The 15,381-nt window shown below is 45.5% G+C and carries 8 protein-coding genes and 5 pseudogenes; 6 read left to right on the top strand and 7 right to left on the bottom strand.

The window, feature by feature from the left end:
- The 3 genes and pseudogenes from L693_RS30925 to L693_RS0100485 all read left to right on the top strand — a co-directional run.
- Positions 1-192: hypothetical protein (locus tag L693_RS30925; protein WP_231503487.1), on the top strand; the 192-nt coding region annotated here is incomplete at its 5' end.
- Positions 183-1,017 (top strand): annotated as a pseudogene (locus L693_RS0100490) (carbohydrate ABC transporter permease). The gene L693_RS30925 and the pseudogene L693_RS0100490, both read left to right, overlap by 10 nt.
- Positions 1,017-1,847 carry a carbohydrate ABC transporter permease gene (locus tag L693_RS0100485; RefSeq protein WP_025715591.1) on the top strand — a complete coding sequence of 277 codons (831 nt, stop codon included), beginning with the start codon at positions 1,017-1,019 and terminating at the stop codon, positions 1,845-1,847. The pseudogene L693_RS0100490 and the gene L693_RS0100485 overlap by 1 nt, the downstream one beginning before the upstream one ends.
- Before the next feature lie 102 nt (positions 1,848-1,949).
- Here L693_RS0100485 and lepB read toward each other — a convergent pair whose 3' ends face one another.
- The gene (gene lepB, locus L693_RS0100480) at positions 1,950-2,570 is read right to left on the bottom strand and encodes a signal peptidase I (RefSeq protein WP_025715590.1); all 621 of its coding nucleotides are present in this window, start codon (positions 2,568-2,570) and stop codon (positions 1,950-1,952) included.
- A 329-nt stretch (positions 2,571-2,899) separates the two neighbouring features.
- On the opposite strand from lepB, the pseudogene L693_RS0100475 reads away from it, so the two are divergent.
- Positions 2,900-4,244, top strand: a pseudogene (locus L693_RS0100475) (right-handed parallel beta-helix repeat-containing protein).
- 114 nt (positions 4,245-4,358) lie between these two features.
- A pseudogene (locus L693_RS27515) lies at positions 4,359-5,522 on the top strand (MFS transporter).
- Positions 5,523-5,592: 70 nt separating this feature from the next.
- On the opposite strand, the pseudogene L693_RS0100460 reads toward L693_RS27515, so the two are convergent.
- The 6 genes and pseudogenes from L693_RS0100460 to L693_RS0100435 all read right to left on the bottom strand — a co-directional run bounded on the left by L693_RS0100460 (position 5,593) and on the right by L693_RS0100435 (position 14,607).
- Positions 5,593-6,452 (bottom strand): annotated as a pseudogene (locus tag L693_RS0100460) (Rpn family recombination-promoting nuclease/putative transposase).
- Between the two features lie 98 nt (positions 6,453-6,550).
- Positions 6,551-7,507, bottom strand: coding sequence for a polysaccharide deacetylase family protein (locus L693_RS0100455; protein WP_025715587.1), 957 nt, complete (start codon positions 7,505-7,507; stop codon positions 6,551-6,553).
- Between the two features lie 195 nt (positions 7,508-7,702).
- Positions 7,703-9,658, bottom strand: coding sequence for an acyltransferase family protein (locus L693_RS0100450; protein WP_025715586.1), 1,956 nt, complete (start codon positions 9,656-9,658; stop codon positions 7,703-7,705).
- 269 nt (positions 9,659-9,927) lie between these two features.
- A complete protein-coding gene (locus L693_RS0100445) occupies positions 9,928-11,277 on the bottom strand; it encodes a sodium-dependent transporter (RefSeq protein WP_025715585.1) in 1,350 nt (449 codons plus the stop codon).
- Positions 11,278-11,449: 172 nt separating this feature from the next.
- Positions 11,450-14,002, bottom strand: a complete 2,553-nt coding sequence (locus L693_RS0100440) for a DUF2339 domain-containing protein (RefSeq protein ID WP_025715584.1) — start codon at positions 14,000-14,002, stop codon at positions 11,450-11,452.
- Between the two features lie 245 nt (positions 14,003-14,247).
- Positions 14,248-14,607, bottom strand: a complete 360-nt coding sequence (locus L693_RS0100435; protein ID WP_025715583.1) for a hypothetical protein — start codon at positions 14,605-14,607, stop codon at positions 14,248-14,250.
- A gap of 278 nt (positions 14,608-14,885) precedes the next feature.
- Between L693_RS0100435 and L693_RS32230 the strand changes: the two are divergent.
- Positions 14,886-15,332, top strand: a pseudogene (locus L693_RS32230) (AbrB/MazE/SpoVT family DNA-binding domain-containing protein).
- Positions 15,333-15,381: the final 49 nt, after the last annotated feature.

The raw sequence follows: 15,381 nt of genomic DNA, 5'->3' as shown, positions 1-15,381 counted from the left end.
ACAGGAACTGTCGCACTTGACTTGACAATCCGTCATATCTTAAAAATATTAACGGTCGATATGCTTTTTGATATCCGATATGTCAAAGGGCTGGTTCCCCGCTTGGGCATGTTGAACCCCGGCAATGTAAGCTCCAGCATCCGGGTTGTCTCTGTCCGTAAGGGGAATTTGGTTTATTCACGCTGCCCGTAATCTTGTGCGTCACGATTGCATTTTATATTCCGTTTTTGATGACGATACGCTATTCCCTGACCAAGTGGAACGGCATTGCCAAACATCCGAAATTTGTAGGTCTGGATAACTTCAAGCAAATTCTGCTCGGAGACGCCAACTTTGCACATGCAGCCTGGTTTACCGTCAAATATGCCGTTCTGTACATTGTGCTGGTGAACGTGCTGGCCATTTTGCTGGCGCTCGTCCTCGACATGAAGCTGAAAAGCTCGGCCTGGCTGCGGGCGGCTTTCTTTATCCCATACATCCTCAGCCTGTGTGATCGTCGGATTTATCTGGAAATTCATCTTCATGCAAGGCTTTGAATCGCTGGGACACAGCACGGGCTGGGGCATCTTCCAGCTAAGCTGGCTGGGTGAGGAAGGACTCGCGTTTATTTCCATTTTGGCAGTATCCATTTGGCAATCCATCGGCTTTTACATGGTGATTTACATCGCAGGTTTACAATCCGTGCCGGACGATCTGAAGGAAGCTGCCATTGTGGACGGAGCAGGGCCGATTCGGAGGTTTTTCAGTATTATTTTGCCGATGCTGGCACCTTCCATTACCATCTCGGTTTTCATGGCATTGACCAATTCGATCAAGGTGTTCGACGTCATTTTATCCCTGACTGGCGGTGGGCCGGGAGGTACGACCTACAGTATTGCCTATGATATTTATCGGGACACGTTCCAGAATAATCTGTACGGCTATGGAACAGCCAAAGCCTTGATTTTATTCGTCGCCGTGCTGATCGTTACGATCATTCAATTGTCTATTTTCAAACGCAGGGAGGTTGAAGCCTGATGCAACGCAGTCGTACGGGACGTATTTTGCTGGAAGCGGGCATGATTGTATTATCGCTATTATTTCTGTACCCGCTGTTTCTCGCCATTAACAATTCGTTCAAAAGCTTCGCTGAGGTCATGACCGACGTCATTGCGCTGCCCAAGCAGTTTTCGCTGGATAAATACGTATATGTATGGCAGTTTATTAACTACCCACGCTTGTTTCTGAATAACACAATCATTACGGTGGTCGGCCTGGCAGGTATCGTGCTGATATCCTCCATCGCCGCCTACAAGCTGGCACGAACCAAAAGCAAATGGAGCTCCGTGATTTACATGCTGTGCATCATGCCGATGCTGATTCCGTTTCAGTCCATCATGCTAACCGTCCTGCGGCTGGCAAAAGATCTGAATTTGGCGGATAGCACTTGGGGGCTTGGCCTATTGTACTGGGGCTTTGGCGCACCGCTGGCCGTATTTATCTATCACGGCTTCGTGAAAGGTATTCCTGCCGAAATTGACGAAAGCGCCAAGATCGACGGAGCCTCGGGCTTCCGGCTGTTCTTTTCCGTGATTTTCCCCTTGCTGAAATCGGTCACCGCCACCATCATTATTATCGACGTGATGTGGATTTGGAATGATTTCCTGCTGCCCCTGCTCATGGTTAACGGCTCGCCCAGCACCAAAACGCTTACGCTGGCGGCTTATACCTTCGTTGGGCAGTATACATCAGACTGGCAATATGCCATGACCGCCATGGTAATGGCCGTGCTGCCTTCCATTATTGTATTTATCTTTCTGCAAAAATACATTGTCAAAGGCGTTGTTGCCGGAGCCGTCAAAGGCTGAGACAAGTATATGAATATAAAGGTGAAAAAGAGGACTTGTGTATAATTAACGCAAGTCCTCTTGCCTTACCCTCAGTAAATATTAGTCTTAGGCGCTCCTATATTATTTATGCTTAACCCACTGCATACTGTCCAGCGGCCAAAAAATTACATCCGCGCGGCCAACAATATCTTTTATCGAAACAAAGCCAATGGCACGACTGTCTCTACTGTTATTGCGGTGATCACCCATGACAAAAATATATCCCTTGGGAACCTTGGAATCCGTTATGGTTCCGTTTGGGAAGTCCACATTGTTGTATAGCTCTCCCTTGGCGTGTGCCGCTTGGATGGCCCCTTGAATGTATGGCTCCTCTACTTTCTTGCCATTGACGTACAGGTTGTCGCCTTGGTACTGGACCTTATCCCCTGCAACACCAATGACACGCTTGATAAAATCCTTACTTTCCTTTCTCACATGAAATACAATAACCTCACCGGGCTTGGGATCACGCAAACTATAAATCATCTTGTTCACGACAACTCGTTCATCTGTCTTGAAGTTCGGTTCCATGGATGCTCCCTCAACGATAAATGGCGCAAATAGCAGCCAACGTATAATGAACACGAGTACAATGGCCACAACAATCGCTTTAAGCCAATCTATCATCTCACTTTTAACTAGCGGCTGCTTTTCTAGCAATCCTTTGGATGTTGGATTCGTCAAATCATTTCCATTTCCCATGTGTTAAACCCGCCTTTTCTCACAGATTCCACTTCTATTATATGTATAATGTTTAAGTATAATCAAATTTTCCCAGTCTGGCAAACTTCATTTTTAGTTGAAACAAAAGTTTGAACTTTTTTTCACAATCCAAAAAAAGAAGTAAAAAACTATTTATGCAAACGTTAATATATATTACACTGTGCATATGCATCTTAGAGCGTTTTGGACATATGTAAGACGAATCTGTCACCTAGGAGGTGCCCTATTTTTACTGGAAAGACGGCATGAGCCACTTGTACTATGCTATCTTTTTTTAAAAATAAGAGATCAAATAAGGAGGAATTTACATGTTTAAACGCAATGATCGTCCAAAACAAGGATTTAACGCTCTAAGTCTCGGTGTTTCTTTTGTTTTCGCTTCTTCATGCCTTATTGGAACCGCTTACGCAGATACGTCATCCGATATTCCTTCCTCTACCCAGACAACAGAGATTTCCAGTGCAGTTGATTCATCTGCTGTCTCCACAACGTTGGCGGCAGGCGACTTGTACGTGGCACCAAATGGTAACGTGTCCAATCCAGGTACTATATCCAGTCCTACTACGCTCGAAGCAGCACTAACACAAATCGCACCGGGTAAAACCATTTACCTGCGGGGCGGCAACTACACCTACTCCTCAACGATCACCGTTCAGCATGGAAATAACGGCAGCAAGGGCTCTCTCAAGGGACTGGTTGCTTACGGCAGCGAAAAGCCGGTGCTTGATTTTTCAAGCCTTTGGTTCAAGCAATCGGGGACTTCAGCTTAACGGAGATTACTGGCTGGTCAAAGGGCTTGAGGTCAAAGGGGCCGGGGATAACGGTATCTATATTGGCGGCAGCAATAACCGGATTGAAAATGTGGAAACCCACCACAATCGGGATACGGGACTCCAGCTTGGACGTTATTCCACTACCGCCCCCGACAGTGAGTGGCCTTCAAACAATCTGATTTTGAATTCCTACTCTCACGATAACGCTGATCCCGATAATGGTGAGGATGCCGACGGCTTTGCCGCCAAGCTGACTGTTGGACCAGGCAATGTGTTTGATAACTGCCTGGCTGCGTACAACGTAGACGATGGCTGGGATTTGTTTAGCAAATCCGAAACAGGTCCCATCGGTGAAGTAACCATTTTGAACAGTGTCGCACACCACAACGGACAGACCTCCGATGGAACGTCTACCGCGAACAGCGATGGCAACGGCTTTAAGCTGGGTGGAGACAAAATCAAAGTCAACCATATCGTGAAAAACAGTATTGCTTTTCAGAACAAGAAACACGGCTTCACCTACAACAGCAACCCCGGCAGTATTACGTTGACCAATAATACCTCGTGGGACAATGGTCAAAGTAATTTTGCTTTTGACAAGGGTGATCACGTGTTCATTAACAATCTTTCCTTTGAGGGAAGCACCAGTGACAAAACAAGCGGTACAGATCAAGACAACTCTAGCGTGTGGTGGAAAGACAAAAAATCGACGAATGGCAAAAGTCTGGCAGTCAGTGCGGATGATTTTGTCAGTCTCACGCCTTCCATTACACGAGGTGCAGACGGTTCCATCCAGCTGGGCAATTTCCTTAAGCTCGCCAAGGGAAGCGATCTGGTCGGCTCGGGAACACCGAGCGGCACGAATATAGGGGCACGCTAAAAGCCCCTTTCCACTCAGGACGCCCTGGCCCATCTACCAACTTAGACAACTCTGCATAATATAGCGACCGGTGATTGTCCTCATAACCAGACAAAATATGAGGTGAACAGAATCATGGAACGAAAAATCACACTGAAACACACTCTCGCCTATGGAAGCGGTAACATGCTGGGAAGCGGCGCACTTGCCGTCAGCGGCGCATGGCTCATGTACTTCTATACGACCTTTTGCGGACTGTCTCCAGTTCAGGCCGCAGCCATTTTCTCCGTTGCCAGCATCATAGATGCAGTCAGCAATCCGATCATGGGCTTTATCAGCGACAACTTTCACCGAACCCGCTTGGGACGTAAATTCGGCAGAAGCCGTTTTTTCATCATGCTGGGTATCCCGCTGATGCTTGTGTATCCGTTGCTTTGGGTAGATGGGCTGGGCTTCTGGTTATTACCTGAGTACCTACGTGCTGTTTGAGCTGGTTTATACCTCTGTTATGGTACCATACGAAGCGCTTGCGGAGAGATGACCCGAGATTTCGGCGCTCGCTCCAGATTGACTGGATGGAAGGCAATGTTCGGTAAAATGGCCAACTTTGCTGCTGCTTTCATTCCTGGTCGTTTTATCGCCGCTTACGGCAAAGACTCTCCATTGCCCTTTTTGTATACCGGGCTTGTATTTGCAGCGATCCTGCTGATTGCTTTGGCATTTTTGTACAAAAACTCCTGGGAACGTCCCGACGAGGAGCTGCAAAAGGAATTGGAAGGCGAGACTCCTCTCTCTTTTATGGATTCCATGAAAAAGCTCTTTGTCGATATTTCATCGACCTTCCGGGTAAAAACATTCCGTCATCATCTCGGTATGTATTTAGGGGGCTTTTCAGCCGAATGGCTGTTCACGTCTGCCTTTACGTATTTTATTGTATTTTCTCTGTTCCAAAGCTCGGAAATGGTATCCAATCTGGACCATGTAAAAGGAAATTATCTGGAAGCGTCCGCTTCCTGCATGATTCTATATGCTATCGCCAAAGGCGTGCGCAAAGGCTATCTGCCAGAGCATTATCACCAAGAAGCGGAGATTATCCGCAAGGGAATTATTGATGAATTTATTACGATTACCGAAGAAGGACTCGTGAATCTGAACAAAACGGTGCAAGTAAGTGGCTTGGGCGGTAAGGATCGTCGAGACGGTACATTCGCCTACTATATCAGCGAGCCTATTGTAACCAACGATCCTAAAGGTATCGGAGCTTTTATTCAGGCGATGGGTGAAGCAGAGCGGATCTAAAGCAGAAAGCAACTGCATATGCTGCAATGAAAAGGACGAGGGCTAATGATTCTCGTCCTTTAGTGATCCATCATTTATTTTTCAAATCCAGAATCTCTGACTCAGACAACCCAGAGGCTCTTGCTATAATGGAGACTTCGACTCCCAAAGTAAGAAGCTCTTTGGCCATTTCAACCGTCTTCTTCCGTTTACCTAGAGCCTCACCACGAGCCTCACCCTCAGCTAGTGCTCCTTCAATCATAGAAGCTTCATCATGCAAGTATTTCTGTCTATCCTCATATAATCGGCGGGCTTCTGTATCCTGACTAAGAAATTCTAGCGTATCCATTGCTTTCTTTAATACAGGCTCATTCATCTTCAGCACCTCCCAATTGGATTTGTCGGCACCCTTTAGAAATAGTAACCAGTTGACCAATCCACCATTTTCAACGGGAACCGCGTGATCGCCCAGTTTTGGCAACTCCAGAAAATGTAGCTCAATATCATCAATTAACGGGATACCACTGCGATCTTCCCGTAAGTGAAATACATTATGGTAATGCTCGTTGGGAAGAAACGTTAATTCAGAATGTTGATGGTGACACACTTCTTCAGCAGCTTATAGGACTGACCTTCCTGCAATTGTCCACTATAAAGCTTACTCCAATAAAATAGTGTTCGCTTTTCTGTGTCATACTTATTGAATAACTGCATTTCTACATTAATCAATTCGCCCTCATCCGTCTTTGCACGAATATCCAAGATGGATTGCTTATCACGAGGGGCATCTTTCTCCATATAAGGATTGAGAAGAATAATTTCTGTTAGAGCAGGCTTTCCAGCTTCGATAAATGTTCTATTGAGGAAGGTCAACAGGACATCACGGTTTTCCTCACTGCCGAAAATACGTTTAAATAAAAAATCATTTCGAGGATTAAGCAACTCAGCCATTTGTATCAACTCCGTTTAACATTAGTATACCACGCTGAGAAACCCTTAGACATACACTACACAGGAACGAACAAATTGTTTTTTGCATCATCGATTATCTACTTCATAATCTTAAATTCATATCCCTGTTTCTTTAGATACTCTATAATTTGCGGCAAAGCTTTTGCAGTTTCTTCCTTGCCATAGGTATCATGCATTAAGATCACGGCCTTTTCCCGACCTTTTACTGACTTTATGAATTGGTTTACTAATGCGGCTGCTTTCTTGGGCTTACCCTCTGCATCTTTGTTTAGTACGTTCCAATCTACTTGATGGTAATCCTTTTGAAGTAATACTTTATCCAATGCAGCCATCCCCTGCGGATCTCTTCTCTTCCATGTCATGTGTCCACCCGGGAATCGGATCATTCTTGTAGAGAAGTCCGGTCCCAGAATACTCTTTAAGACCTGATTGTTCCTCTCAACATCCTGCATAACACGGTCTACATTTACTTTCCTGTGAGGATACAAATACTTATAATTATGTGAATACGTATGATTTCCGATCGCATGACCTTCTTTAACGATTCTTTTGACAATGTTTCTTGTGTGTTCATTTTCATTGGCTTCCTTGCCTACGATAAAAAAGGTTGCCTTTACCTTCTGTTTATTCAGAATATCCAGTATTTGAGGTGTTACCGTTACGGATGGTCCGTCATCAAAAGAGAGATAAGCTACCTTTTTCCCATTCGCACCATCCGGCAATTGCCCGAGCATTTGCTGGTTTAAATACTTCTCAACAAAAGCACCGTCTTCAACGTCGGTTTCGTCTTTTGATATAGCTGCTTTACCCTTTGAGTCCGCATTTGCTTGTACTTTTGATGGATCATGCGCTACGGAATCTGTCTTTTGGGCAAGCTCCTGCGTTTGTGCGGGTGATTTGCTGTCTGAGACCTTTATCGTAATAAAAGTAATACAGCCTACTACAAATAATAAAATAGCAACCAACATGAGTCTTCTTCTGTTTCTTCTTGAACGGTGCTCGCTTGCCCTACTATGTGAATAGCCCTTTTCCATTAGCTTATGTACCTCCACACCACGTTTGATATTCTCTAAATATAGACATATTTACATACGTTACTTTACCACAAAGTGCGCTCCCCTTTGGAGTCTCAACCTAAAATAAGAAAAACCACCGGATCAGGGGACAACCTACTCCCGGTGGCTTTTTCACTTACCTTGCTTAAAGAAGTTTATGAGCATGATTGCTAATTATGAAGATTGCTTCGTTAGGGCCTGAGCCAACAAAGACGCATAGGCTTTGGCGCCCTTGGGTTTCAAATGAACTCCGTCATGTTCAAAGTACGAGTTTTTACCAGAGCTGGCTCCGTACCAATCAATCATTGTAATTCGCGGGTCCTGAGACGCTGCTTCGGCAAGATGCTCGTTCACAATGCTCTCCCACGGCCGAGGCACACGGGTATTCACGAGTATAATACGCTTCGCATCCTTCAGACTGTCCAGCAAATTGGATAGCTGGTCCTTGGTAAAAGCGCCGTTCGTGCCCAGCTCAATAATAACCGTCTTTCCCAGCTGCCCATTCTGTCTCAGCTGCTCCAGTACGGCAGGCGCTTCCGCCATCTGACGGCCGATCCGCCCATCTACAACAGCGCCTGGAAAGAATTCCTCAATGTACGACTGTACATCCAGCATGACAGAGTCCCCAATCGCAGTCACACTTGAACCGTCGACTGTCATAGGCGCAGCCTGTTGGGTTGAAGTATCCGACGTTGTCTTAGCGTTGTCGGTAGTCCCTTCCTTGACCGTCGTGTTCTTAGACGTTTGAGGCCCGGTCGAGGCTGAAGTCGGCAGCTTGCTGCCTTGGGAAGCTTGCGGCGGCTTGATTTGAGGCTCCTTGGAAGCGACGGATACCGTGCCATGAAGCGGCGGCATCGCCTTTGACTTGGCAATAGGCTTCTCATCGCTTGATGCTGCCTGTATCGTTGCGTCCGGAGACGCCACGTATAGGTGAACGGTGCCTGCAAGAACGCCTACAAAAAGCATAGATGCTGCGGTTGTAGGAATCCATCTCCACCGTGCCTGTCTGCGAACTGCTGAACGGATTCCCGCAAGCCAGCTACGGAATCCTCCGTGGCGGATCGGCTCCTCGGTATATTTAAACGAGAGAGACGCCAGCAATACGGTGGCTAACAGTTGTACAATGATTCGCACAACATGCACACCATCGGTATCCACCTGAGGTGTCGTCAGCGTGATGACCGGAACATGCCACAGATACAGCCCGTAGGAACGGGCGCCAATCCAGCGCAGTGGATTGAGTCCCAGCAGTCGGCCAAGATGGCTGACCGGATGTGCCAACGCTGCGACTACAAGAGCAGTGACCAGCGCTATGCCTAACAATCCGCCCCGATACAGTGACGGGTCATATTCATTCGAGGCCCACGCCCAGTGACAGAGCAGCAGCAAGCTAATTGCGCCGATGCCGTCCAAAAGCAACCGTGCCTTGGCAGATGCCTGCTCTTTCAGCTTGCCGCTCGGCCATATCAGGGCCAGCGCTGAACCGGTGAGCAGAGCGAATCCACGCGTATCCGTGCCGTAATACACCCGGCTCGGATCGCTGCCCGGCACATAAAGCACGGCCATTAGAAGCGCAGAGATGAACGCCAGACACGTCACCCAGCCGGCAAGCACACTACGCTTGGGCATGTATTTTAGCCCAAGCGCCAGCAACAGCGGCCACAGGATATAAAATTGCTCCTCCACTGCCAGCGACCACAGATGCCCGAGTGGAGAAGGTGGCCCAAAGCTTTCAAAGTACGAAACCTGATGAAAAATAAACCACCAGTTGCTCATATAGACTAAAGCGGCAGGAACATCTCCGCGCAGGGCAGTAAGCCGTGACGGATCGAAAAGCAACGAGCACAGGACAATGACAGCTACAACCGTCAACATGGCAGGCAGCAGCCTTCTGGCACGACGCAGCCAGAAATCTTTCATTTTAAAGCTATGATATGTATCCCACTGACTGACCAAAATATCGGTAATCAAATACCCTGACAAAGTAAAAAACACGCCTACACCCAACAAACCACCCGGCAACCAGTCTGGATTCAGATGATACACAATGACTGCGATGACCGCCAGCGCTCTTAATCCATCCAAACCTGGCATATAACGACGTTGTGATGACAGCCGATTCAATTCCATTTCAGCCGCCGTCCTTCTTGCAAATTCAAGCTCCCTGTCTGTTCCAATGCTCTTCTGCCCTTTCTCTCTCCTGCACATCGTCCGTGCAATACCCTATAGCCTTTTTATTCATTATATAAAACTTCATAATCGTAATGATTTCATTGAAGTTAAAATTAATGACAATGTTTTTATTATATCACTCCTTTCCACACTTAGGTAAGTCGTGATAGATATACAAAAAAAGGTATCTCCTCCCTTAGGAAGAAATACCTTTTTACTGGTTTGGCTTAAAATTTGATAATTCCTGAGGTGTGCAGGAAGACAAGCAACATCAGGACCGGTGCAACATACCGAAGACCGAACAACCATACGCGGAACCAGAAGGGTTTGAGATTTGCATGCTCACCCACAGTCTTCCAGTAGTAGCCTGTGAATATAACAATCAACAAGCCGCCTAACGGCAAGAAGATATTAGAGGCTGTGAAGTCAACGAAATCAAAGAAGGATTTGTCACCAACTTTTAATTCCGTAACCAGTCCCATGGACAATGCAGAAGGGATACCCAGCAGCAAGCACAGGATAGATACGACGATAACCGAACGAACCCGGCTCCAGCGGAACCGTTCCATAACATAGGCTACGGGTACTTCCAGCAAGGATACCATAGAACCCAATGCAGCAACCGCCAGCAGTACGAAAAACAAACCGCCGAAGAAAGCGCCGAAAGGCATGGCAGAGAACGCAGCCGGTAAAGCAATAAAGACCAGGGACGGCCCTTGAGCCGGGTTAATTCCAAAAGAGAAGGTTGTAGGGAAAATAATCATACCTGCGATAAACGCATAGATTAAATCGCCGCCACCAACTGCCAGCATGGCTCCACCCAACGATTGTCGACGATCCACATAAGCACCGTAAGTGACCATAATCCCCATCCCCAGTGAGAGCGAGAAGAAGGCATGTCCCAAAGCAACCAATGCAGACTCTATACTAAGCTTAGAGAAGTCAGGATTCAGAAAGAAGGATACACCCGCACCCGAGCCTGGCAGCATAAGCGCATTTACCATTAACACGAGCAACAGGATAACCTTGGCAGGAATCAAAATTTTATTGAACTTTTCAATTCCGTTCGATACTCCGAGGGTAACCACGATGGACGTAAATGCAAAAACGACTAACAGCCAAACTAACGGGGCGTAGCCCGAGGAAAAGGCGGCAAACTGTCCAGCAAAATCCTTATTTGAAAACAGGTTTCCACTAAATGCCTCTACGGCATAATGCAGTGTCCAGCCTCCTACAATGGCATAAAACGACAAAATAACAAACGGCACGACAACAAACATAATACTCATCTTGCCCCAAATCGGATGGCCGCCTACTTTTACCATCGCAGAAGCAGCACTTCCCCGACCCGCACGGCCAAGCGCCAGCTCAGCTAGAAGTACAGGCAAGCCTACAAGCAACAGGCAGACAATAAACAACAAGAAAAATGCAGCTCCGCCATATTTTCCGGTAATATACGGAAATTTCCATATGTTACCCAATCCTGCTGCACTCCCGATCGCTGCCAATATGAATCCGGCCGACGAGAAGCGTTCATTCTTATCTGACAGGCTATTCTGCCCCTTGCTCAAACTCATTATATCCCCCTCATTCTCTCTACTTCCGCATAAACATAAGCATGCGTACATAAATAATTTTTACTCATTATAGCGTAAGTAGGATGTAAGGTCATACAAAATTTTTCACTATTATCGAAATTATTTTCATATTGTTGAAAACGTACACAATCCAACAAAATTCTACATAAAACTACATTTTTTCTTCGACATCCTTCTTTATAACGGCCTCTCCCATGCGATTGGATACTTTTTGATAAATATACGAAATCGCCAGTAGAACCACGCCAAAGGAGAAGTAAGCTACGATGGTGCTTCCTAATGTTAACAGATGTAGATCATACAAAAGCAATTTACCTGTCGACAGCAGGGTCAGTCCCAGACCAAATCTGCGAATGTAGACCAAACGCTTGAGGAAGCCGTATACGATATACAGAATCGCCAGCAGCAGATATACCAGACTAAACATAAGACCTGCATCCCCCAGTTGGAACTGAACTCCGAGAAAAGCGGTAATAATGCCCAGCAAATATACCCCCATAATGACTGGATACAGCTCTGTACTTCTATAATGGCGTGTCATCAGCGCGTTCAGGAAATCTCTGCTGCTGAAGAATACCAATATATTAAAAGCTGCGAGTACCGCCAGCGCCACATAATCAGCAGCCGTATTTTGCGCGTAATCTCCATGCAAGGTTGGAATCGCTACCGTGGCCAACAGTCCCAGCGCGTAGCCTATGACGTATAGAATCAGGCTGTAATATTGAATCACCCGATCGTACAGCAGCTTCACTTTAGGCAGGAAATACGCCAATACCAGCGATACGCAGGTGTACAGCAATACCTTGTATAAAGTATAGTGTGTAAAATTGTCCGACACGAAGATGTTGTACCAATGCCCGGCTTCATATAAGAGGTAGCAGTACACGTTCACCAAGGTTAGATATTTAAATCCTTGCATGATACGCATTTCGGACAAACGATTGTTTTTGAAAGCATCCGGACGGCTGAATTGAATGGCATAAAAGACAGTAACAACCAACATCCCCAGCGTAATGAGTGTATATTTAAGCCCAAAATAATCCGTCTCAAATCCTGACAGCAGGTATATAGGAAAATCGACGAAGAAGAATGCACCCAGACACAGTAATAAAATGCCCCAGCCTGCTCGCTCCAATTCCTTTAATCGGTAACGGCGCCCACACAATGTCAGAAGTACGGCCTCGATCAACCAGCCCATGGATAGCCATCTGACTCCAAACTGAAACGGAATCATGAGAATGACAAAGGTCAGTGAAGTCGCATAAAATAATATTTTGGTCTGTTTCTCCTCTGGAATATATCGACTAACCCAACGTCCCAATCCCCCATACACCAGGCAAAAGACGAACGCCAGCAAGCCCTTGAAATCATCCAGACCCGCATCACCAAAGAGAGAGTACAGAACGCTGCAGCTCACGACGGTATTCAGAGCCAGCAGGGAGAAATCCAGCCATGACAGCTTTGCTTTCAAACGGAACGGTACCCACAGCGTCATACCGAGGTACATCGCAAATGTAATAACTGCATACAGCATGCTCGCTGCGGCGCTTTCCGATAACCACGCCAGCACAATCATCAAAGGCGTATTAAGCAAAAAGCTGATATATTGCACAATGACCCACCGTTTGCGCAAGGATACGAGCAAAATGAGCAGGTTTAACAGAAACAGATAGCCCATAGCGATATAAACCGCGTTCCCTTCCAGCCCGTTCGCAGCCATATAGGAAAACAGCGGGAGATATCCCCCTACTAATCCAAAAGAGCAAATCGTTCGCGATTCATACCTTAACGACAATAGCACAGCGGTTACCGTAACCAGCACGGATAAGCCGATGCCTGTATACATCCCTATGATTTCCAATAAAAAGTAGCTGTAAAAAATAGATCCATACAGTACGGAAATCCCGCCGCCCAAAATACCGAGCGCAAAGGTCTGCTTTTGCTTGCGGTACAGCCATTCACCGCTGATTAGCATCAACGCTCCCAGCAGGAAGAAGGCTACACCCTTCATATCTCCTGTAAACCAATTCGAATATGAATATTTAAAGGCGGCTCCTACACCCAGAATAATGAGCAAAATTCCTAGCTTGTTGATCCAGTTCAGGCCCAGCTTCATTTCAAACTGATTTTGCTTGATGCGCTTCTGCATCGTTTCTTCGCTGATCTCTTCTTCCTGAAGTTGCTCCAGCCCATTCGTCGTATGATGAAGCAGATTTTGCTCAGCCTCTTGGAAACGTTGGCGTTGCTCCATGATCCGGTCACGGATCTCCTCTGAGAACAGTCGCAATCTGGCGACGATTTCCTCCTGATCCTCTTTAAGCTCATGCGTGGCTTGCTGAATAAGGTGATCCACCCGGTTCTTAGCCCCATACTCAAAGGCTGTCAGCCGATTTTGCCCGTCTGTTATTTTGGATGCAAAATAGGTCTCCAGCTTTTCACGGGAAATGCGGATCATATTCGCCTTTTCACTCAGCATTTGCTCCGTTAGCGAAGTGCGCAGCTTCCCATTCTCCTGCTCAATATGTCGTACTCGCTCCTCCAACTGAATACAGCGAGCCTGATATTCCTCAAATTTTTGTCGCAGTACCTCATTCTCCAGAATGACATCCGAGGCTTCATAGTCCGCAATTAATATTTGATACTCCTTGAGCAGCTTGTTCTGTTCCTGGCGAATCGTATGTAAACGATCTTTAAAATCCTCCATGTTCTCCTCCATCGCTGTTCATTTTGGTAATCATTACATTTTACATGAAATTAAAAAGGCATTATAGAGACTATAGCCCACTTTGAACAGCGAAAATAGGATTTTAATTCAATATTATTCCAATATAGCCTACCTTTTTTCCTTCACAAATATGAAATATGGATTTAGAAAAATTGACTAGAACGTTTCACTCGTAAACAGAATAAAAAAGGAACGCCAATCTAATGAACGTTCCATACAAACCCTTAGTTTTTTATATCCTTTTTTTCGTAGGTGAAATTTCTTAAAATGACCTGCTTTGTCTTAGCTGTTAATCCTTCCCCATCATTGTCCAAATTTGCAACCTGATCGCTTGGGTACTTGTTTGGAACCTTAACTGGATAAAAATCTCCGTGCTCAGTTAACAGGATGTGGGGTTGTTTAGATTGAGCTAGATGTTCTAGTTCTTTCTTTCTCTCTGGTGAGAGCCAGTCAGAGTCGTCTGTAGCTTTAGCCTCGTTTTTGATTTCATTGGCAAAAGTTTGATTTTGTATGACGGTTATTCCCCCTCCGACAACAACAGTTAGACCTAAAACAACAATAATTGTTCTGAGTCGCTTGTTCACATCGAATCCTCCCTTCCTAAAATAAGTATTACATAGTTTTTCAATTTTCCTTTTGACACATTTTTGTTAGGATCTGATCGAATTAAACGCTTATATTACGATACAAATTTTTTTAAAAAATATATTTTGGAAACTTATAGTATGATTATATTTTGACTACTCCTGATAATACCATCTTTTGGAACAATAATAAATACTTCTATTTAATTGCTTTTTATCTTGGTAATAGGAGGTATTTGCAATGCTCGATGAAGGAGATGCAGAAGGAGGATATCATGATGAAGAATACAGGAATGACTCGTTCTTTAGATTCGTTAGGCCGAATCGTTATTCCTATAGAAATGCGGATGTCTATGGGTATTGATGCCTGTGATCCTTTAGAATTTTATATGGATATTGAAACCGGTTTTTTGAGTATGCGGAAGTACATCGGAGTCGCCTGTAAATTATGCAATGCTGTCTAAGACCTGACCTATTTCAAAAATTCACTTTTATGTAAAGACTGTATGCAAGAGCTAAAAGGAAATACAGGCGTTAGTCACGCTCCTCCTCCAGTGGTTAAGAAACCTGCATACAAAAGAAAGAGAGTAAACCAATCATCACGAGAATTAGTCGAACGCCTAAGAAAAATGGTGCATGAACATCCCCATGCCAAGCAGGGCGAATATGCAAAATGGCTTGGCGTGTCACAAGGCCGTATATCCCAGCTTAAAAAGTTGTTGTAGCTTGATTGCCCTGCCGAAAATCCGTATACTTAAAAAAAGCAAACTATAC

The sequence above is a fragment of the Paenibacillus sp. 1-18 genome, from assembly GCF_000520755.1.
Classification (GTDB): Bacteria; Bacillota; Bacilli; order Paenibacillales; family Paenibacillaceae; genus Paenibacillus; species Paenibacillus brasilensis.
The sequence above is the reverse complement of the archived record's forward strand: the minus strand, read 5'-3'. Positions and strand labels throughout refer to the sequence as shown.